General features: G+C 74.1%; 14 protein-coding genes. 12 read left to right on the forward strand and 2 right to left on the reverse strand.

Annotation, left to right across the window (positions count from 1 at the left end; genetic code table 11):
- The first annotated feature begins 44 nt into the window (after positions 1 to 44).
- From AB0E07_RS02455 to AB0E07_RS02480, 6 genes are all read left to right on the forward strand, one after another.
- A complete protein-coding gene (locus AB0E07_RS02455; RefSeq protein WP_362245765.1) occupies positions 45 to 1,298 on the forward strand; it encodes a GTP-binding protein in 1,254 nt (417 codons plus the stop codon).
- Positions 1,285 to 2,451, forward strand: coding sequence for an ABC transporter substrate-binding protein (locus AB0E07_RS02460; protein WP_362245517.1), 1,167 nt, complete (start codon positions 1,285 to 1,287; stop codon positions 2,449 to 2,451). The genes AB0E07_RS02455 and AB0E07_RS02460 overlap by 14 nt, the downstream gene beginning before the upstream one ends.
- Positions 2,452 to 2,493: 42 nt before the next feature.
- Positions 2,494 to 3,282 carry an ABC transporter ATP-binding protein gene (locus AB0E07_RS02465; RefSeq protein WP_362245519.1) on the forward strand — a complete coding sequence of 263 codons (789 nt, stop codon included), beginning with the start codon at positions 2,494 to 2,496 and terminating at the stop codon, positions 3,280 to 3,282.
- Complete coding sequence (locus AB0E07_RS02470) at positions 3,269 to 4,174, forward strand: ABC transporter permease (RefSeq protein WP_362245521.1); 906 nt, start codon at positions 3,269 to 3,271, stop codon at positions 4,172 to 4,174. Before AB0E07_RS02465 ends, AB0E07_RS02470 begins: the two co-directional genes overlap by 14 nt.
- Before the next feature lie 46 nt (positions 4,175 to 4,220).
- A complete protein-coding gene (locus AB0E07_RS02475; RefSeq protein ID WP_362245523.1) occupies positions 4,221 to 5,504 on the forward strand; it encodes a helix-turn-helix domain-containing protein in 1,284 nt (427 codons plus the stop codon).
- Between the two features lie 178 nt (positions 5,505 to 5,682).
- The gene (locus tag AB0E07_RS02480; RefSeq protein WP_362245525.1) at positions 5,683 to 6,813 is read left to right on the forward strand and encodes an MBL fold metallo-hydrolase; all 1,131 of its coding nucleotides are present in this window, start codon (positions 5,683 to 5,685) and stop codon (positions 6,811 to 6,813) included.
- Between the two features lie 10 nt (positions 6,814 to 6,823).
- Here the strand turns inward: AB0E07_RS02480 and AB0E07_RS02485 are convergent, their stop codons facing one another.
- Positions 6,824 to 8,059 (reverse strand): helix-turn-helix domain-containing protein, encoded by a 1,236-nt coding sequence (locus AB0E07_RS02485; protein ID WP_362245527.1) that lies wholly within the window; start codon positions 8,057 to 8,059, stop codon positions 6,824 to 6,826.
- Between the two features lie 3 nt (positions 8,060 to 8,062).
- On the reverse strand, positions 8,063 to 8,215 hold the full coding sequence (locus AB0E07_RS02490; RefSeq protein WP_362245529.1) for a hypothetical protein: 153 nt from the start codon (positions 8,213 to 8,215) through the stop codon (positions 8,063 to 8,065).
- A gap of 266 nt (positions 8,216 to 8,481) precedes the next feature.
- On the opposite strand from AB0E07_RS02490, the gene AB0E07_RS02495 reads away from it, so the two are divergent.
- The 6 genes from AB0E07_RS02495 to AB0E07_RS02520 all read left to right on the forward strand — a co-directional run bounded on the left by AB0E07_RS02495 (position 8,482) and on the right by AB0E07_RS02520 (position 18,220).
- Positions 8,482 to 9,456 carry a DUF3068 domain-containing protein gene (locus AB0E07_RS02495; RefSeq protein ID WP_362245531.1) on the forward strand — a complete coding sequence of 325 codons (975 nt, stop codon included), beginning with the start codon at positions 8,482 to 8,484 and terminating at the stop codon, positions 9,454 to 9,456.
- Between the two features lie 260 nt (positions 9,457 to 9,716).
- Positions 9,717 to 10,979, forward strand: coding sequence for a glycosyltransferase family 4 protein (locus AB0E07_RS02500; RefSeq protein ID WP_362245533.1), 1,263 nt, complete (start codon positions 9,717 to 9,719; stop codon positions 10,977 to 10,979).
- Positions 10,976 to 11,710, forward strand: coding sequence for a class I SAM-dependent methyltransferase (locus AB0E07_RS02505; protein ID WP_362245535.1), 735 nt, complete (start codon positions 10,976 to 10,978; stop codon positions 11,708 to 11,710). Before AB0E07_RS02500 ends, AB0E07_RS02505 begins: the two co-directional genes overlap by 4 nt.
- On the forward strand, positions 11,707 to 15,870 hold the full coding sequence (locus tag AB0E07_RS02510; protein ID WP_362245537.1) for an alpha-(1->3)-arabinofuranosyltransferase family protein: 4,164 nt from the start codon (positions 11,707 to 11,709) through the stop codon (positions 15,868 to 15,870). The genes AB0E07_RS02505 and AB0E07_RS02510 overlap by 4 nt, the downstream gene beginning before the upstream one ends.
- Positions 15,867 to 17,465, forward strand: coding sequence for a condensation protein (locus AB0E07_RS02515; RefSeq protein ID WP_362245539.1), 1,599 nt, complete (start codon positions 15,867 to 15,869; stop codon positions 17,463 to 17,465). Before AB0E07_RS02510 ends, AB0E07_RS02515 begins: the two co-directional genes overlap by 4 nt.
- Complete coding sequence (locus AB0E07_RS02520; RefSeq protein ID WP_362245541.1) at positions 17,462 to 18,220, forward strand: class I SAM-dependent methyltransferase; 759 nt, start codon at positions 17,462 to 17,464, stop codon at positions 18,218 to 18,220. The genes AB0E07_RS02515 and AB0E07_RS02520 overlap by 4 nt, the downstream gene beginning before the upstream one ends.
- Positions 18,221 to 18,222: the final 2 nt, after the last annotated feature.

The following is an 18,222-nucleotide window of genomic DNA, read 5'->3' on the forward strand; positions in this document are numbered from 1 at the left end:
GGCTGACCGCCGGCGCCCGCCCCCAGAAAGGACGAGTGAACCCCATGGCCACCGCCCGGCCCTCCCAGGAGACAGCGGCCGAGGCCGACCTGCTCCGCTGGGCCACCGCCGGCTCGGTCGACGACGGCAAGTCCACCCTCGTGGGACGGCTCCTGCACGACTCGAAGTCCGTGCTCGCCGACCAGTTGGAGGCCGTCACCCGTGCCTCCTCCGGCGAGGGACCCGACCTCGCCCTGCTCACCGACGGACTGCGCGCCGAGCGCGAGCAGGGCATCACCATCGACGTCGCCTACCGCTACTTCGCCACGCCCCGGCGGCGGTTCATCCTCGCCGACACCCCGGGTCACGTGGAGTACACCCGCAACATGGTCACCGGCGCCTCCACGGCCGCGCTGACCGTGATCCTGGTCGACGCCCGCAAGGGCGTGGTCGAGCAGACCCGGCGGCACGCGGCCGTGGCGGCGCTGCTGGCGGTGCCGCACGTCGTTCTCGCCGTCAACAAGATGGACCTCGTCGCGTACGAGCGGTCCGTGTTCCGTTCCGTCGTCGAGGAGTTCGGCCGGATCTCCGCGGGGCTCGGCGCTCCCGCGGCCACCGCGATCCCGATCTCCGCGCTCGCCGGTGACAACGTCGTCGAGCGGTCCACGCGCATGGACTGGTACACCGGCCCGACCGTCCTCGGCCATCTGGAGAGCGTCCCCGTCGAGGACGACCCGACCGGCGAACCCGCCCGGTTCCCGGTCCAGTACGTCATCCGGGCCGGCGACACCCGGCTCTACGCCGGTCAGGTCGCCTCCGGCGCGCTGCGGGTCGGCGACCGGGTCACGGTGCTGCCGTCCGGGCGCACCACCACCGTCGCGGGCATCGACGTGCTGGGCGCCCCGGCCGGGCTGGTCCGCGCCCCGCAGTCCGGGGCGCTCCGGCTCGCCGACGAACTCGACGTCAGCCGCGGCGATCTGATCGTCCCGGCCGGGGCGCTGCCCACGGTGTCCCGGGACATCGAGGCGGCCGTGTGCCATCTGCACGAACGCCCCCTCAGGCCCGGCGACCAGGTGCTGCTGAAGCACACCGCGCGCACGGTGCGCGCGGTGGTCCGCCGTATCCCGGGACCCGGCCGCCTGCGTCTGAACGACATCGGCCAGGTGTTCCTGCGCACCTCCGAACGCCTGGCGTTCGACCGGTACGAGGAGAGCCGGCGCACCGGTTCCTTCGTGCTGATCGACCCGGCCGACGGATCCACGCTGGCCGCCGGGATGATCGGCGCGACAGCCCCGGGAACCCTCGATGCGGCTGCCTGAGCCCGGCCCCGCGGCATCCCGCGCCCGGCGCCCGTTCGGTGTGGCTCTCACCCTGCTGCTGGTGCTGGTCGTGGCCGCGGGCTGCGGCTACGGGTCCCGGGCGCCGGTGGCCGCGGTTCCGGCGGCGGGCACCGGACCGGCGCTGTCGGCGGACGAGGTGTCCGTCGGCTACTTCGCCAACGTCGCCCACGCCACCGCGCTCGCCGGGGTGCAACGGGGCTACCTCACGCGCGAGTTGGGCGGTACCCGGTTGCGCACGCAGGTCTTCAACGGCGGCCCGTCGGCGTTGGAGGCCCTCAACGCGGGGGCCGTGGACATCGCGTGGATGGGACCGTCGCCCGCGGTCAACGGCTATCTGCGGTCCGGGGGGAAGGGGGTGCGGATCGTCTCGGGCGCCGCGTCGGGCGGGGTCGCCCTGGTCGTCGACGAGGACGCGAAGGTGCGCGGCACCGACGTCCGGGGGCTGAGGATCGCCACCCCGGAGGCCGGCAACACCCAGGACGTCGCCCTGCTGCACTGGATCCACGAGCAGGGCTGGGACGTCGACCCGCGCACCGGCCGCGGTGACGTCACCGTGGTCCGGCAGTCGTCCAAGGAGATACCGACCAGCTTCCGCAGGGGAACGATCGACGGCGCCTGGGTGCCGGAGCCGGTCGCCGCCCAGCTCGTCGCGGCCGGCGGGCGGGTCCTCCTCGACGAGTCCGACCTGTGGGACGACGGCGTGTTCGTCACCGCCCTGGTCGTGGTCGACCCGTCGTTCCTGGCCGACCATCCGGACGTCGTCGAGGCCGTCCTTCGGGGCGCGGTACGGACCGGCGCCTGGCTGCGGGACAACCCGGCGGACGGGAAGACGGCCGTCAACGACGCCATCGAGAACGTGACCGGCCGACGGCTGGACTCCGCCGTGCTCGACGCGGCCTGGCGGCATGTGAGCCTCACCGACGATCCGCTCGCCGCGACCCTCGCCGAGCAGGCGGACCGGGCCGGCCGGCTGGGGCTGCTGGACCTCCCGGACGGCGCGCGGGACACCGGCACCCGGGCGGCGCTGCGCGGGATCTTCGATCTGCGCCCCCTCAACCGGGTCCTCGCCGAGCGGCGCGCACCGGCCGTGGACGACGCGGACCTCGGGCTCGCGGTGCCCGCATCCGACTGACCCTCCGGGCAGCCATGCCCGCACAGCGAAGGATGTGATGACATGTCAGAAACGGCGCTGCGGACCTCGTCCCCGGCCCGCCCCCTGGCTCTGGCGCAGGTGGCGGAACCAGCCGTACGGCTCACCCACGTCTCCAAGTGGTTCGACACCGCAGGTCGGCGCCAGACCGTCCTGGACGACATCGAACTGACCGTCCACCGAGGGGAGTTCGTCTGTGTGCTCGGGGCCTCGGGGTGCGGTAAGTCGACCCTGCTCAACCTGGTGGCCGGACTCGACCGGCCGTCCGCGGGCGCCATCGAGGTGACCGGCGGCCGACGGCCCGCGCTGATGTTCCAGGACCACGCCCTGTTCCCCTGGCTCACGGCGGGCCGGAACGTCGAACTCGCCCTGCGGCTGCGCGGTGTGCCCCGGCGCGAGCAGCACGACGAGGCCCGCCGGCTGCTGGAACTGGTGCGGCTGAAGGACGCCCACGGCAAACGCGTCCACGAGTTGTCCGGCGGTATGCGCCAACGGGTCGCCCTGGCCCGCGCGCTCGCCCAGGACAGCGACGTCCTGCTGATGGACGAGCCGTTCGCCGCGCTCGACGCCATCACCCGGGACGTCCTGCACGACGAACTCAAGCGGGTCTGGGCGGAGAACGGGCTCAGCGTCGTCTTCGTCACCCACAACGTCCGGGAGGCGGTCCGGCTCGGCCGGCGGATCGTGCTGCTCTCCTCCCGCCCCGGCCGGGTGGCCCGCGAGTGGACCGACACCGGCCTCCCGGAGGCCGCGCTGACCGCGCGGATCACCGACGCCCTGCGGGAGGAGATCCGCCGCCATGGGCGCGGGTGAGACGGTGGCGGCCGGGAAGGGTGGGCGCGAGGACCGGGACACCGCGGCCGTCGAGGCCGGTCTCGACGCGCTGGACAGCACGGCGACCGCGGCCCGGACTCCACTGCGGCAGACGCTCCGGGAACGGGCGCTGCCACCGGTGGCCGCCGTCGTCCTGGTGCTGCTCGCCTGGCAGTTGGCGTACGAGGCCGAGATCAGACCGGACTATCTGCTGCCCTCGCCGGCCGACGTGGGGCGGGCGCTGTCGGACCAGTGGTACGAGGGCACGCTGTTCTCCACGGTCTGGACGAGCATGTGGCGCGGCGCCCTCGGTTTCGCGGCGGCCGTCGCCCTCGGCACCGCGCTGGGACTGCTGCTCGGCGCGGTGCGGACCCTGCGGGTCGCGCTCGGTCCCGTGCTGTCGGGGCTCCAGTCGCTGCCGTCGGTGGCGTGGGTGCCGGCCGCCGTCGTGTGGTTCGGGCTGACCGACGCCACGATCTACGCGGTCGTCCTGCTGGGCGCGGTGCCCTCGGTCGCGAACGGGCTGCTGGCGGGCGTGGACCAGGTCCCGCCGCTCTACCTGCGGGCCGGACAGGTCCTCGGCGCGTCCGGGTTCGCCCGGGTCCGGTACGTCCTGCTCCCCGCGGCCCTGCCCGGCTACCTGGCCGGGCTCAAGCAGGGCTGGGCGTTCTCCTGGCGCTCCTTGATGGCCGCCGAACTCATCGCCAGTTCGCCCGAGTTGGGGCTCGGGCTCGGGCAACTGCTGGAGAACGCCCGCACCTACCAGGACATGGCCCTGGTGCTGGCCGCCATCGGGGAGATCCTGGTGGTCGGCATCGCCGTCGACCTGCTGCTGTTCGCGCCGCTGGAGCGGCGGGTGCTGCGCTCGCGGGGGCTGGCGGTGGCCCGGTAGTGACGAGCGGAGCACCCTCGCGCACGCCGTCTGCTGTACTGGCCCGGTGAGCGCGACCACCGGTTCGGGACCCACGTGGCTGCTGCGGCTGGCGCCGTCCGCGGTGCCGCCGGAACCGGCGTGTCCACCGGAGACGCTGGCCCTGGCGGAACGGCCGCTGGGTCCCGGACCGGTCGGCTGGGGTGTGGAGGTGGCCCGGGACATGGCCGCGCACATCGTGCGGCAGGTGCCCGAGCACGGCACCCCGGGCGCGTACCCGCAGTTCCGGCGGGCGGTGGAGGCGACCGTGCTGACGGCGCTGCGCGGCCTCGTCACCGAACCGGAGCCGACCGCCTCGCTGGTCGCCCCGGAGGCGGTGGCCTGGAACGCCGAACTGGCCCGCCGCGAGATCCCCTTGGAGCAGGTGCTGCGCGGGGTGCGGCTGGGCCACGCCCATCTGCACGCGCGGCTGATGGCGGCCCTGGACCGGGAACCCGCCCACATCCGTGCCCGGGAGGTGCGCCGGATCAGCGAACTGCTCTTCGTGTACGCCGATGTCCAGGCCAGCACCCTCGCCGAGGAGTACGTCGCCGAACGGGACCGGTGGCGGCGCAGCACCGAGGCCGCCCGGCGCCGGACGGTGGAGGACCTGCTCGCCGGACGGCTGATCGGCGGGGCGGTCGCCGCCCGCACGCTGGGCTACGAACTCGCCCGCCATCACACGGCGTTCATCGTGACCTCACCCTCCCCGGACACCTCCGCCGACGCACTGCGCCGGCTGGCGGCGGACCTGTGCCGCGCGGCCGGGGGCGAGAACCTGCTGGCCGTGACGGCGGACCCCACCGAGCTGTGGGCCTGGGCCTGCTGGCCGGCCGAGCCGGCCCGCGAGGCGCTGGCCGCCCTGCCCGCGCTGGTCCCGGAGCGCCGGCCGCTGCGGGCGGCGATCGGACCCGTGGCCTACGGCGTGGAGGGCTTCCGGAGCAGCCATCGCTGCGCCCGGGAGGCCGAGCGGGTGGCCCGGCTCCGCGGCTCGGGCTGGCTGTGCGACTACACCGAGGTGAGCGCGGCGGCACTGCTCACCTCGGACACGGAGCACGCGCGGTGGTTCGCGGCGCGGGTGCTGGGGGCACTCGGGGCGGACGATCCGCGGACCCGGGAGCTGCGGGAGACCCTGCGGGTGTACCTCGCGGAGGGGCGCAGTCCGCAAGGGGCGGCCGAGCGGCTGTTCGTGGCGCGCAACACGGTGACGTACCGGGTGCGGCGGGCCGTGCAGGTGTGGGGGCGGCCGTTGGGCGCGGACGCGCTGGAGCTGCGGATGGCACTGGAGATCGCCCGGCTGCTGGGGCCGTGACGGTCCGGAGCCCCGGACCGGGCATGGCCCCCGGTCCCAAACGGCGGCCGGAGTCTGTGCCACCGGCCCAAAGCCCGCGGGGCGCCACCACCGTTCACTGCAAGGAAGACCAACAGCACCTGACGCGCGCCCCAACGCGTACCCGCAGCCGTACCCCCTCACCCCTCCGGGAGCCGCCATGCCCTCGTCCCCCACGACCGAGGCCAGCCCCACCGCACCCACCCGCCGCACCCTGCTGCGCACCGCCGCTGCCGCCTCCGCCCTCACCACCGCCGCCGCCGCGCCGACCCCGCACCCCGCGCGGGCCGCCGCCCGGTCGGTCAGGGGCACGGAGCTGATCCTGCTCGGCACCGGCGGCGGCCCGGTCCCCATGCACGGCCGGTCCGGGATCTGCTCGGCGCTGGTGGTCGACGGGCGGGCCTATCTCGTGGACTGCGGCCCCGGGGCCTTCGGCCGGTACGCGCAGGCCTGGCTGACGCCGGAGCAGCTGACGGCCGTCTTCGTCACCCACCTGCACTCCGACCATCTGGCGGACCTGTACGCCCTGTTGTGGCTGCGGTTCGGCGGGTTCCAGCCGCTGGGCGGCCCGGTGCACATCCACGGTCCGGGTTCGGCAGGAACCCTGCCCGCCGTCCGGCCCAAGGGGCGGGCGGTGCGGACGGTCTGCCCGTCGCGTCCGGCGCCGGGCACGGAGGAGCTGATCGCCGGGCACATCGCCGCCACCGCGTACGACGTCAACGTGCGCATGCGCAGCGAGGGCTGGCCCGACCTGCGCACCCTGATCCGCCCGCACGACGTGCGGGTCCCGCTGCCGAAGGGGGCGGGGCCGCGCGGGCTGATGGCGCCGCCGATGGAACCGTTCGAGGTGATGCGGGACGACCGGGTCCGGGTGACGGCGGTACTCGTCGAGCATCCGCCGGTGTTCCCCTCCTTCGCCTACCGTTTCGACACGGCCGACGGTTCGGTGGTGTTCAGCGGCGACACCGCGCCGTGCGGGAACGTGGCGCGCCTGGCAAAGGGCGCGGACGTCCTGGTGCACGAGGTGATGGACCTCCCGACGCTGGCCCTGGGCGGGCTGCGGCCCGCGCAGATGCGGCACATGGAGATCAGTCACACGGACGTGACCCGGGTGGGCCCGATCGCCGAACGGGCGGGCGTGGGCACCCTGGTACTGAGTCATCTGGTGCCCGGCGCCACCAACGTGGTCCCCGACTCGACCTGGCACACCAGGGCGAGCAAGGGCTACTCGGGCCGGGTGATCGTGGGCAACGACCTCGCCCGGCTGCCCGTGGGAGCCGGGCGGACCTGACCCGGGCCGCTCACGAGAGGCCCAGTCGCCCCCGCAGCCGCTGGGCCCTCAGCACCAGTTCCAGTTCGAAGCGGCGGTCCGGGTCGTCGATCTCGTCGCCCCACAGTTCGCGGATCTGGCGCAGGCGGTAGCGGACCGTCTGGGGGTGGACGCCCAGGCGGGCCGCGACCTCCGGGGCGCCGCCCCTGGTCTCCAGCCAGGCCAGCAGGGTCTCGGCCAGGCGGCGGCCGTGGGTGGGGCCGCAGTGGCCGAGGGGGGCCAGGCAGCGTACGGCCAGGTCGTCGATGAGTTCCTCGGGCTGGAGCAGGACCAGCGCCTCGGTGTGTTCCGTGCAGTAGAGGACCTCGCCGGCCGGTAGCAGCCCGCGTTCCATGAGGCGTACGGCCGCTTCCGCCCAGCGGAGCGACTTGGCCGCGTGGGCGAGCGGCACGGGCGGGCCGATCGCGCCGGACCAGCCGGTCAGGGCCCGGTGGAGGAGCTCCGAGCGGCCGGCGGCGTCCGGTTCGGGGACGACCATGCGGGGCTGTTCGTAGTCCATGTCGAGGAGGACACCTTGGCCGACGGCGGGGGCCACCGCCTCCCGGGCGGGGCGCAGCAGGACGCCGATCGCCACCTTTCCGGGCAGCGGCCAGCCGATGCGGGCGGCCCGCTCGGAGAGGGCGTCGGCGGGGTCGCCGCGGTGATGCTCGGCCAACAGCCATTCCATCAGGCGGCGTTGGAGGCGCAGTCGTTCGCCCGCCTGGCGGGCGGCGGCCTCGGCGTAGCCGCGGACGGACTGGTCGACCAGTCCGTCGAGGTATTCGTAGCCCGCGTCGACGAGTTCGTACATCGCCGGGGGCGGGATCTCGACGCGCTGGCCGATGTCGGCGAAACGGCGCCAGGCCAGCCGGACGCCCATGCGGTAGATGGCCTGGAGGGAGTCGAGGCTGCGGCCGTTGAGTCCCTCGCCGCGGCCGAAGTCCTGGAAGACTCCGGGGGGTACGGTCGGGCGGCCCTCCGCCGTCTCCAGGTGCTGGACGAAGACCTCGATGGCACGGCGGATGCCGACGAGGGCCATCGGCTCGCCCGACTCGTCGAGCACGACGGGCAGATGGGGGTACTCGCGGCGGATCTCGGTCATGATCTGCTCGGCGAGTTCGGGTGCCTCGGCCATGGCGATCGCGGCGAAGCGGCGCACTTGGAGCCGGGGGACGTCGTGCCAGGCCGAGCGGGTGGAGAGGGCGTCGGTGCGGGCTGCGGACGGCACCGGTCAACTCCCCTGGCCGACTTGCTCGTAGGTGATCAGGGGATTGTTCGGCTGGTCGGGGGTGGCCTCCAGCAGGGCGACCACGCCGAGCGCGGCACCGACCGCCAGGGCGGCGGCGAGCGCGACGGTCAGCGCGGCGGCGAGCAGTCTGGACATCGCAGGGTCAGCCTCTCTGTACGGCCGCTTCGGGCCGACGGCCGTGAATGGCCGCTGTTCGGTCGCCCCACCCGGGCTTCCCGTCCCTGCCTGTCGAGTCCCCAGTGTCAACATGACATTGACACCGCGTCAAGGGGCGCCTACGGTTCCCGGCCCAGACGGGTGCCGCGGACCGAACCGCGCCGCACCCCCTCTCGCACGCGCACCTTTCCCCTCGGCGCGGCCGCCTCCCCCGTCGCGTCGTCCCGAGCCCCTGGAGTGCCCGGATGCGCCGTACAGCTTCACCCTTTTCGCTGATCCTGCTGGGTCTCGGCACCTTCCTGCTGGTACTGGCGCCCCTGCTCGCCTGGTACGTACAGCCGCGGGCCGCCGTGAACCCGATCGACATCGACACCACCGCCGTCTACAAGGGCACCGGCAGCGTGTTCGACCTGGAGAAGGTCGCCACCGTGCCGGACCAGACCATCACCGTCACACAGCGGGTACGCGGAAACGTCGCGGAGAGTGACGGCGACAAGGCCGTGTGGGACGTGATCACCACGGTCGACACCGACAAGTCGCTGCCCGCCGAAGACCCTTACGACGCGCTGGACTTCTCCCCGCACCGCTGGGTGATGGACCGGCAGACCACGAAGCCGGTGCACTGCTGCGAGGAGAAGCCCTACTTCGAGGGCGAGGCGTACCTGAAGTTCCCGTTCGACGTGGAGAAGCGGGACTACCGCTGGTGGGACAACACCCTGCGCGGGACGGTCACGATGAGTTACCGCGGCACCAAGGAGGTCCAGGGGTACACCGGTTACCGGTTCACCGCCTCGGTGCCGGCGACGAAGACCGGGACGCGGCTGGTGCCGGGGCGGCTCGTCGGCATGGACGACACTCCGCAGGTGCTGGCCGAGGAGTGGTACGCCAACCACGGCCTGGAGTTGGTGGTCGACCAGTCCACGGGCCGTGTGCTGTACGCACAGACGGGACCGCGTCGCACCCTGCGCGCGCCGGGCGAGGAGAAGGACGCCGCCGTGCTGCTGGACAGCCGGAAGATCTCGTTCACCACTGCAACGCAGAAGGAGGCGGTGGAGCGGGCCGAGGAGGACAGCGGGCTGCTGCGGCTGGTGGGGCTGACCCTGCCGATCGGTGCGGGTGTGGCCGGTTTCGTCCTGGCCGCGGCGGGGGGCGTTTTGGTGGTACGGGGGAGGCAGCGTCCTGGTTCTTCCGGTTCGCCCCGGTCGCCGGTCACGATGTGACGTGACGTCAGCTCTAATAAAGCCGGAAATTGTCACTCGGGTGAGTAGCCGTGGCGAACGGCGGGGCGAAAACTGTCCACCCCACCCGAGCACAACCCGTCCACAGCCAGTCCGTGGAAAGCCCCCGGTTCCCCCACAGAAACGTCCGACGCCGGTACGCCCCGGCCCACTCCACCGCGCACGACCCCACCCCGTCCGTGCACGATCGGCGCGATCCACCCCACGCTGAGTTCCGCACCCCGAGACATGTTGGAGCACCGATGCCCCAGCACGTGCCGTCCCCGCTGCACGCTCCGTTCCCCACGGAGTCGCAGCACCCTCCGGCGCTCCCCCCACATCCGCGCCGAATCGTTTTCCTCGCCCACCGCGACCTGGGGAACCAGGCCGCCGGCGGCTCCGAACTGCTCGTCGACCGGCTGGCCGACGGCCTGACCCGGCTCGGCCACCAGGTCACCCTGCTCTGCGGCGGCCCGGCCTCGCCCACCCTCGAACCGACCCTCGCGGGCGGCGCCCCGTTCCGCGACTACCGGGTCGTGTCGGCGGGCGGCGCCTACGACCACTACCTGCGCGCCCGTTCCGCCTTCGCCCGCCAGGTCGGCGAGACCGACCTGCTGGTCGAGGTCTGCAACGGGGTGCCGTACCTGGCTCCCCTGTGGCACCGCGGTCCCACGCTGTGCCTGGTCAACCACGTCCACACCGACCTGTGGCAGATGCGGTTCGGCGGGCCCCTGGCCCCGGCCGCCCGGCTCGGGCGGAGACTGGAGCACTGGGCACTGACCGGTGCCCGCCGCCGCGGTCTGCTCGTCGCGGTGTCCCCGTCCACGGCGCACGCGCTGCGCGCGATCGGTGTCGAGCGGGAACGCATACGCGTCGTCCACAACGGCGTCGAGGAGCCGGGCCCGCGCGCGGACCGCTCCGCCGAGCCGCTCTTCGTCGCGGTGGGACGGCTCGTCGAGTACAAGCGGATCGATCTGCTGCTGCGGCTCTGGGAGCGGGTACGGCCCGTGACCGGCGGGCGGCTGGTGATCGTCGGCGACGGTCCCGAGCGCCGACGCCTTGAGCAACTGGCCGGTGAGGGAGTCGAGTTCACCGGTCATGTGAGCGAGGCGGAGAAGCACCGGCTGCTCTGCGCGGCCTGGCTGCTGCTGCATCCGTCGGCGGTGGAGGGCTGGGGCCTGGTGGTGACCGAGGCCGCCGCCCGGGAGACGCCCACGATCGCCTTCGACGTCCCCGGACTACGGGACTCCGTCGTCGACGGGGAGACCGGTCTGCTCGCCTCCGGCGAGTCCTCCTTCGCCGCCGCCTGGTGCACCCTCGCCCTCTCCGGCCACCGGCGGGAACTGATGGGCAAGGCCGCCCGGGACCACGCGGCCGGCTACCGCTGGGAGCGGACCGTCCGTCAGTTCCGGGCCGTCGCGGCGGAGGCCGTACGGGGCAGCGCCGCGGAGACCGTACGGGGCAGCGCCGCGGAGACCGTACGGGGCGGCTCCGTGGAGAACGCACGAGGCGGCCGGCCGTCATGAGACCGGTGAAGGATCCGTCGCTGCGCCGCTCCCTGGGCCTCTTCCGCGCCTTCCTGCGCGAGCAGGAGGACCCCGAGGCCTGTTACGCGCTGCTGGCCCGGGACGCCGTCGACCAGGTCGAGTCCTACGACGGCCGGGTCGCCGGGCGGATCGTCGCCGATGTCGGCGGCGGCGGCGGGTACTTCACGGAGGAGTTCCGGCGCCGCGGCGCGCACGCCTACCTCTTCGAGCCGGACCTCGCCGAGCTGGGCGCGAAACCGCCGGAGGGGAGTGTCGTCGCCGACGGCTATCTGCTCCCCCTGCGCGACCGGGTCGCCGACGTCACCTTCTCCTCCAACGTGCTGGAGCACGTGGCGGACCCGCAGACCTTCCTCAGCGAACTGGTCCGGGTGACCCGGCCCGGCGGGCTGATCTACGTGTCGTTCACCAACTGGCTGTCGCCGTGGGGCGGGCACGAATGGGCCCCCTGGCACTACCTGGGTGCCGAGCGGGCCCGCGCCCGCTACCGGCGCCGTACCGGCGGGCCCGCCAAGCACACCCTCGGCGAGAACCTCTTCGCCGTGCACATCGGGCCCACCCTGCGGCAGGTCCGCGCCCGCGACGACGTCACGGTCGTCTCGGCGCGCTCCCGCTACTGGCCCTTCCTCGCGGAGACGGTCGTCAAGGCGCCCGGCATCCGCGAGGTCGCCACCTGGAACCTCCTCCTCATCCTCCGGCGGTGTCCCCCATGACGAGCACGGTCCAGGCTCCACCCCCGGCGGCGGTTCCCACCACCGCCGCCATGGCGGGTCCCCCCGAGGGCCCGCGTTCCCGGCGCTGGCTGCTGGGGTTCTGGGCCGTCGTGTTCGTGCTCCTCCTCGCGGTGCACCCGGGCCGGCAGACCTTCGACACCAAGCTCGGGGTGACCGTCGATCCCGGACGGTTCCTGTCCGACCTGGGGCAGCTCTGGCAGGACCAGAACGGCTTCGGCGGCATCTCCGACCAGTACGCCGGCTACCTCTGGCCGATGCTCCCCTTCTACTGGGTGGCCGACCTCGTACAGCTGCCGGTGTGGCTCGCGGAACGGCTGTGGCTGTCACTGATCGTCTCCGTCGCCTTCTGGGGCGCCCTCAGGCTCGCCGAGCGACTGCGCGTCGGCAGCGGCGCCTCCCGGCTGCTCGCCGCCGGCGCGTACGCGCTGTGGCCGGTGTTCACCGTCGTCATCGGCTCCACCTCGGCCGCCGCGCTGCCCGGCGCGTTCCTGCCCTGGGTGCTGCTGCCGCTCACCGACGAGCGCTACAGCGCGCGGATCGCGGCGGTGCGCTCGGCGCTGGTCATCCCCTTCATGGGCGGCGTCAACGCGGCCTCCACCCTGGCCTCCCTGCTCCCGGTCGGCCTGTACCTGCTGTCCCGCCCGTCCGGGCCGCGACAGCGCAAGCTGATCGCCTGGTGGGTGCCCGGGGTGCTCCTGGCGACCGCGTGGTGGCTGATCCCACTGCTGCTGCTCGGCGCCTACGGGGAGAACTTCCTACCCTATGTGGAGAGTTCGCAGACCACCACCGAGACCATGGCGGCCACCGAGGCACTGCGCGGGGCCGGCAACTGGGTGGCCTATCTGCACTTCGGGGACGCCTGGCTGCCCGCCGGCTGGGCCGTCGCCTCGTCGGTCCTGGTGATCCTCGGCTCGGCGGTGGCGGCGGGCCTCGGCCTCGCGGGCCTCGCGCGCCGGGACATGCCCGAGCGGCGCTGGCTGGTGCTGACCGTGCTGACGGTGGCGCTGGTGCTGCTCGCCGGGTACGGCGGCTCGTTCGGGGCGCCCTTCCACGGGCTGGCGCAGGACTGGCTGGACGGCTGGCTGGTGCCCTTCCGCAACATCTACAAGTTCCAGACCGGACTCGCCCTGGCCCTGGTGCTGGGCCTGGCCCATCTGGTCGGGGTGGCCGCCGAGTCGCGCGGCGCCCGTCCGGTGCCGGGCCGCCGGTTCGCGCCGCTCGTCGCGGCGGTGCTGGTGCTGCCGGGGCTGATGTGGCCGTACCTCAACGGGTCGATCCTCAACCCGGGTTCGTTCAAGGAGATCCCCGACTACTGGGAGGCCACGGCGGACTGGATGGAGGAGTACTCCCCCGACGCGCGGGTCCTGGTCGTCCCCGCGACCGCGCACGGCATCCACACCTGGGGCTCCACCATCGACCAGCCGCTCGACGTGACCGCCGACTCCCGCTGGGCGCAGCGCGACTACGTGCCCTTCGGCACGGCCGGCAACCGGCGTGCCATGGACGCCGTGCAGCAGGCGCTGACCACCGGAGCCGAAGTCCCGGGCCTGGCCGACTTCCTGAGCCGCGCGGGCGTCCACTACGTCGTCGTCCGCAACGACCTCGACCCCGCGCAGGTCGGCAACGTACCGACCACCATCGTGAAGCGGACGCTCGAACAGTCCGGCTACGAGCGGGTGAAGGGCTTCGGGCCGGTCGGGACCGGTGGCGTGATCGCCCCCGGCACACCGCTCCAGGTGGAGGGCCTGTACCCGAGGCAGCGGGCGGTGGAGATCTACCAGCCGCCGCAGGACGTGCCGCGGCCCGGACAGGCGGGGCTGACCTCGCTCGCCGACACCGCCGTGGTCTCCGGCGGGCCCGAGTCGCTGCTGCCGGTCGCCGGTGAGCTGCGCGGCCGGGCGAGCGTGCTGACCGGTGACAACCATCCCGGGCTCGGCTCCCCGCCGGTGCAGGTGATCGGCGACGGACTGCGGCGCGCCGACACCCGGTTCGGGCTGGTCAACGCCAACACGTCGTACACGTACACCCCCGACGAGCGGAACGCGCCCGACGCGACGCAGGACGCCGGTGAGAAGCCGCACCAGATCCTGCCGACCGACGGACCGGACCACCAGACGGTGGCCGAACTGCGCGGCGCCCGCTCGGTGTCGGCGTCCTCGTACGGCAGCTGGCTGTTCCACCTCCCGCAGTACGACCCGGTGAACGCCTTCGACGGCAACCCGGACACCGCCTGGACGGAGGGCTCGCTGGGCTCGCCGGACGGGGAGTGGCTGCGGATCGGGTTCACCGGGAAGTACGACATGCCGTCCGCGTTCGAGGTGGCGCCGCTGCCGCAGGAGAGCGTGCGGCCGGCGCCGACCCGGGTGCGGGTGGAGACCGAGCAGGGCAGCCGGACGAGCTATCTGGAGGCCGACGGCACGGCGCAGAACGTCAAGGCGCCCGCCGGTCCCACCGAGTGGATGAAGCTGACGATCGTCGACTCGGTGGAACGCCGGACCGGACTGACCGGGGCGGGCTTCTCCGAGATCTCGCTCCCCGACGTCCAGGTGACGCGGCTGCTCAGGCTGCCCACGGACGCCGAGGACTCCTCGGCCGCCGCCGAGATCGTCTCCCTGTCCCGCGCGGCCGACCCCACCGGGCTGTCCGCGACGGGCACCGAGGCGGGCCTGCACCGGACCTTCTCGACCGGGTCCGCGGGCACGTACGAGGTGCGGGCGAGCGCGGTGCCGGTGCCGGGCGAGGCGCTGGACCGGCTGCTGTACGAGGTGGCGCCCGAGCAGCAGAACCGGATCGTGGCGACCGCCGACTCCACGGCACGGCTGGGAGCGGGCCTGTCCGCCCGGAACCTCACCGACGGCGACCTGACCACGGCGTGGATCGCGGGCGACCGGCCCACCGTCCATCTGAGCTGGGAGGGCAAGCAGGCGGTCGACGAGATCGTGCTGCCGTCGGCCGGCGGACTCTCCAGCCGCCCGGCGGAGGTGCACATCAGCTCCCCGGACGGCGCGGCCATCGCGGGCGTCGACGAGAACGGCAACGTCCGTTTCCCGGCGATCACCACGGACCGGCTGGACATCACGGTCACCGAGACGGCGCCGCTCACCCTGTACAACCCGTTCGCCGACGAGGACATGCAGCTCCCGGTGGGTCTGACCGAGGCGTACGTCCCGGCGCTCGACTCCTACCGCACCCCGAAGCCGGAGGCCGACCGCGCCTTCTCGCTGCCGTGCGGAAAGGGGCCGGTGGTCGCGGTGGACGGCCAGTTGTACGAGACGAGCGCCGAGGGGACCGTGGGCGACCTGATGGACCGCCGCCCGGTCGAGGTCACCCTGTGCCCGGAGAGCGGACTGGACCTGGCGTCCGGCGAGCACCGGGTGGAGGCCGGGGACGCCGGCCCGCTGACCGTGACCGCGGTGACCCTGACCCGGGGCGAGATCACCCAATCGCCTGCCTCTGGGCGTGAGTTGGGCGTGAAGGACTGGCTGGGCGACCGCCGCGAGCTGACCGTCGGCCCGGGCGCCGCGTCCTACCTGACGACGTACGAGAACTTCAACGACGGCTGGCGGGCCGAGCTGAACGGCGAGGAACTCACCCCGGTCCGGCTGGACGGCTGGCAGCAGGGCTGGCGGATCCCGGCCGGGGAGGGCGGCACGGTGAAGCTGTCCTACGAGCCCGCCGTCACCTACGAGGCCGGTCTGATCGGCAGCGGGGTGGGGCTCGCGGCCCTGGTGGGGCTGGCCCTGTGGCGGCGCCGCGAACCCAACGCGGACGAGCCGCAGCCGGTGCCGCCGCTGCCGGGGCTGTGGCTGGGCACGGTCGCGCTGACCCTGGTCGCCGCGGTGATCGCGGGCTGGTTCGCGCTGCTGGTGCCGGCGCTGGCGCTGCTGGCCCGCAGACGGCACGAACTGCTGGTGCCCGTCGCCCTGGTGGCGTTCGTCGCGGCGGGCGTGGTGACGGCGGCGGGCGCGGGCGAACCGGTCCGCGACGGCACCGGGGCGTTCGGGCCGACGGCTCAACTCCTGGCTCTGATCGGCCTGTTCGCGGCACTCGTGAGCGTACGGGAGCCGCGGGCCGGGCAGCGGTCCGAGCACCGGGACGCCGACGGGGACGGGAAGACGGACGGGGGCGCGCGGGCATGACGGCACTGGACCAGCGGCCCTCCGGCCGTGTCCCCTTCCCGGTGGTGGACGAGGTCGCCCGGCACTGCTTCCAGGAGGAGGAGCCGGAGACCGTCCACATCGAGGTGCACCTGCCCGGGCAGGTGGACCCGGACCGGCTGCGGGCCGCGTTCGTGGAGGCGCTGCGCCGCCATCCACGGGTCCTGATGCGGGAGGCCCCGGGGCGTTGGTACCGGCGGCGCTACGAGTGGGAGCTGACCGGCGAACCGGACGTCGAGGTGGTCGCCTTCCCACCCCCGGGCCGGGACGCGCTCCGCGCCGCCCGGACCCGGGCCCTCACCGCGGTACCGCCCCTGTCGGCGTCCCCGCCGATCCGCCTGGAGGTCGTCCGGGACGCGGGCCCACCAGAGGGCAGCGAGGCCGCGGCCGCGCTACCGGCACCGCCCCCTCCCGGCACCCCGGACTCCCGGACGCCCCGGGCGCCGGGCCTCCGCGGCGACCCCTCACGCACGGCCTCCCCCACCACCGGGGCGGGCGCCGCGCCCGCCTCTCGGCCCGAGCCACCCACGACCGCCCGCGGGTCGGCCGCCTCGGAGGCGATCCGCGGCGCGGCGGCGACCCGGGCATCCCGTCCCACGTCGGCCGGCACGGCACAGGGCGGCGGCAGCGCGGGAGCGGCCGGCGCCGGAGGAACCACCGGCGCGGAAGGGGGCGGGGTGGGGCGTCGTACCGTGCTGTTTCTCACCATCAACCACACCGCCCTCGACGGTCCCGCCTGTCTGCGGGTGCTGGCGACCGCGGCGGAGGTGTACGGGGGCCGCGACAACGCACCCGCCGCACCGCCCGCCCGGCCCGCCGAGGCCGCCGGGCCGCCCGCCGACACCCCGTCCAACTGGTCCCGCCCGGCCCGGGTCGCCCCCGGCACTCCGGAGCCGTCCCCCGGCAACGGGATGCTCGTCACCGAGCTGCCGCTGCCGCACCGCCCCAAGGGCTCCCCGTACACGGTCAACGACCAGCTCATGGTGGCCACGGCCCTGACGATCGCGCACTGGAACCGTGAACACGGCGTACCGCAGCGCCCGTTGCGCGTCACCATGCCGGTGGACGACCGTCCTCGGGACCTCACGATGCCGATCGGCAACGGCACCCGACTGGTCGAAGTACCCTTCGCACCGCAGGAGTTGGCGTCGGACGACCTGCCGGGGCTACTCGGCCGCACCGCGGCCAGGACCCGTGCGCTCAAGGCCCTGCCCCGCCCCCAACTCGGCCGGGGCGCCGCCCTGCTGACCGCCCCGGTCACCCCCGTCGCCCTGCGGGCCGCGCTCACCCGGGGACTGCGCCGGGCCGCGGCCCCCTGGACGTCGACGGTCCTGCTGAGCAACATCGGCCGTATCCCGTACGCGCTGGACTTCGGCGAGGAGGCGGGCCGCGCCACCGCGGTGTGGTTCTCCGCCCCGGCCCGGATGCCCCGCGGCCTCACCTTCACCACCGCCTCCACGGCCGGCCGCCTGCACCTGGCCCTGCGCTGGTCCCGTGCGCTCCTCGGCCACGGCGACGGCGTCCATCTGCGCGACCTGTTCGAGCACTATCTGCACACCACGGAGGTGTCCCGGTGACCACCACCGCGCCCCCCAAGGACCTGCGGGACTTCTACGAGGACCCCGCCGTCCCCGTCTCCTCCGGCACCCCGCGCAGCCTCCGCCAGGCCCGCATGCTGGCGGCGGCCCTCGCCGCGCCCGGCACGGGCGGCGACGGCCCCCGCACGATCCTCGACATCGGCTGCGGCGACGGCACCGCCGCGGCCGTCGCCGCCCCCCTGCTGACCGGGCACCGCGTCATCGGCGTCGACTGGTCCCAGGACGCCCTGCGGCGCGCCCGCGCCCGCCTCCCGTGGTGCCCGGTGCGCGGCGAACTCACCGACGGCGGACTGCCGTTCAGGTCCGAGTCCGCCGACGCGGTGCTGTTCAGCGAGGTCGTCGAGCACCTGGTGGACCCCGACGCGGCGCTCGACGAGATCCGCCGGGTGCTCCGGCCGGGCGGCCATCTGATGCTGTCCACCCCGAACCTGGCCGCCTGGTACAACCGCGGTCTGCTGCTGGCGGGCGTCCAGCCGGTGTTCTCCGAGGTCAGCCTGCGCGCGATCCACGGCCGCCCGGGCCGCGAGGTGGTGGGCCACCTGCGCCTCTACACCGCCCGCGCGCTGAAGGAGTTCGTCGCCGCCTCCGGCTTCGAGGTGGTCCGGCTGGCCGGCGCCCCCTTCCACGGCGTACCGCGGGTGCTGCGCCCGCTCGACCGGCTTGCCTGCTCCAGACCCCCGCTCGCCTCGATCCTGCTGCTGCACGCCCAGAAGACACCCGCGCGCAAGACCTAGGA

It is taken from the genome of Streptomyces sp. NPDC048002 (assembly GCF_040653275.1).
Lineage (GTDB): Bacteria > Actinomycetota > Actinomycetes > Streptomycetales > Streptomycetaceae > Streptomyces.

Coding starts and splice junctions, on each gene's coding strand:
- AB0E07_RS02455 (WP_362245765.1), top strand. CDS start 45: ATGGCCACCGCCCGGCCCTCCCAGGAGACAGCGGCCGAGGCCGACCTG.
- AB0E07_RS02460 (WP_362245517.1), top strand. CDS start 1,285: ATGCGGCTGCCTGAGCCCGGCCCCGCGGCATCCCGCGCCCGGCGCCCG.
- AB0E07_RS02465 (WP_362245519.1), top strand. CDS start 2,494: ATGTCAGAAACGGCGCTGCGGACCTCGTCCCCGGCCCGCCCCCTGGCT.
- AB0E07_RS02470 (WP_362245521.1), top strand. CDS start 3,269: ATGGGCGCGGGTGAGACGGTGGCGGCCGGGAAGGGTGGGCGCGAGGAC.
- AB0E07_RS02480 (WP_362245525.1), top strand. CDS start 5,683: ATGCCCTCGTCCCCCACGACCGAGGCCAGCCCCACCGCACCCACCCGC.
- AB0E07_RS02490 (WP_362245529.1), bottom strand. CDS start 8,215: ATGTCCAGACTGCTCGCCGCCGCGCTGACCGTCGCGCTCGCCGCCGCC.
- AB0E07_RS02495 (WP_362245531.1), top strand. CDS start 8,482: ATGCGCCGTACAGCTTCACCCTTTTCGCTGATCCTGCTGGGTCTCGGC.
- AB0E07_RS02500 (WP_362245533.1), top strand. CDS start 9,717: ATGCCCCAGCACGTGCCGTCCCCGCTGCACGCTCCGTTCCCCACGGAG.
- AB0E07_RS02505 (WP_362245535.1), top strand. CDS start 10,976: ATGAGACCGGTGAAGGATCCGTCGCTGCGCCGCTCCCTGGGCCTCTTC.
- AB0E07_RS02510 (WP_362245537.1), top strand. CDS start 11,707: ATGACGAGCACGGTCCAGGCTCCACCCCCGGCGGCGGTTCCCACCACC.
- AB0E07_RS02515 (WP_362245539.1), top strand. CDS start 15,867: ATGACGGCACTGGACCAGCGGCCCTCCGGCCGTGTCCCCTTCCCGGTG.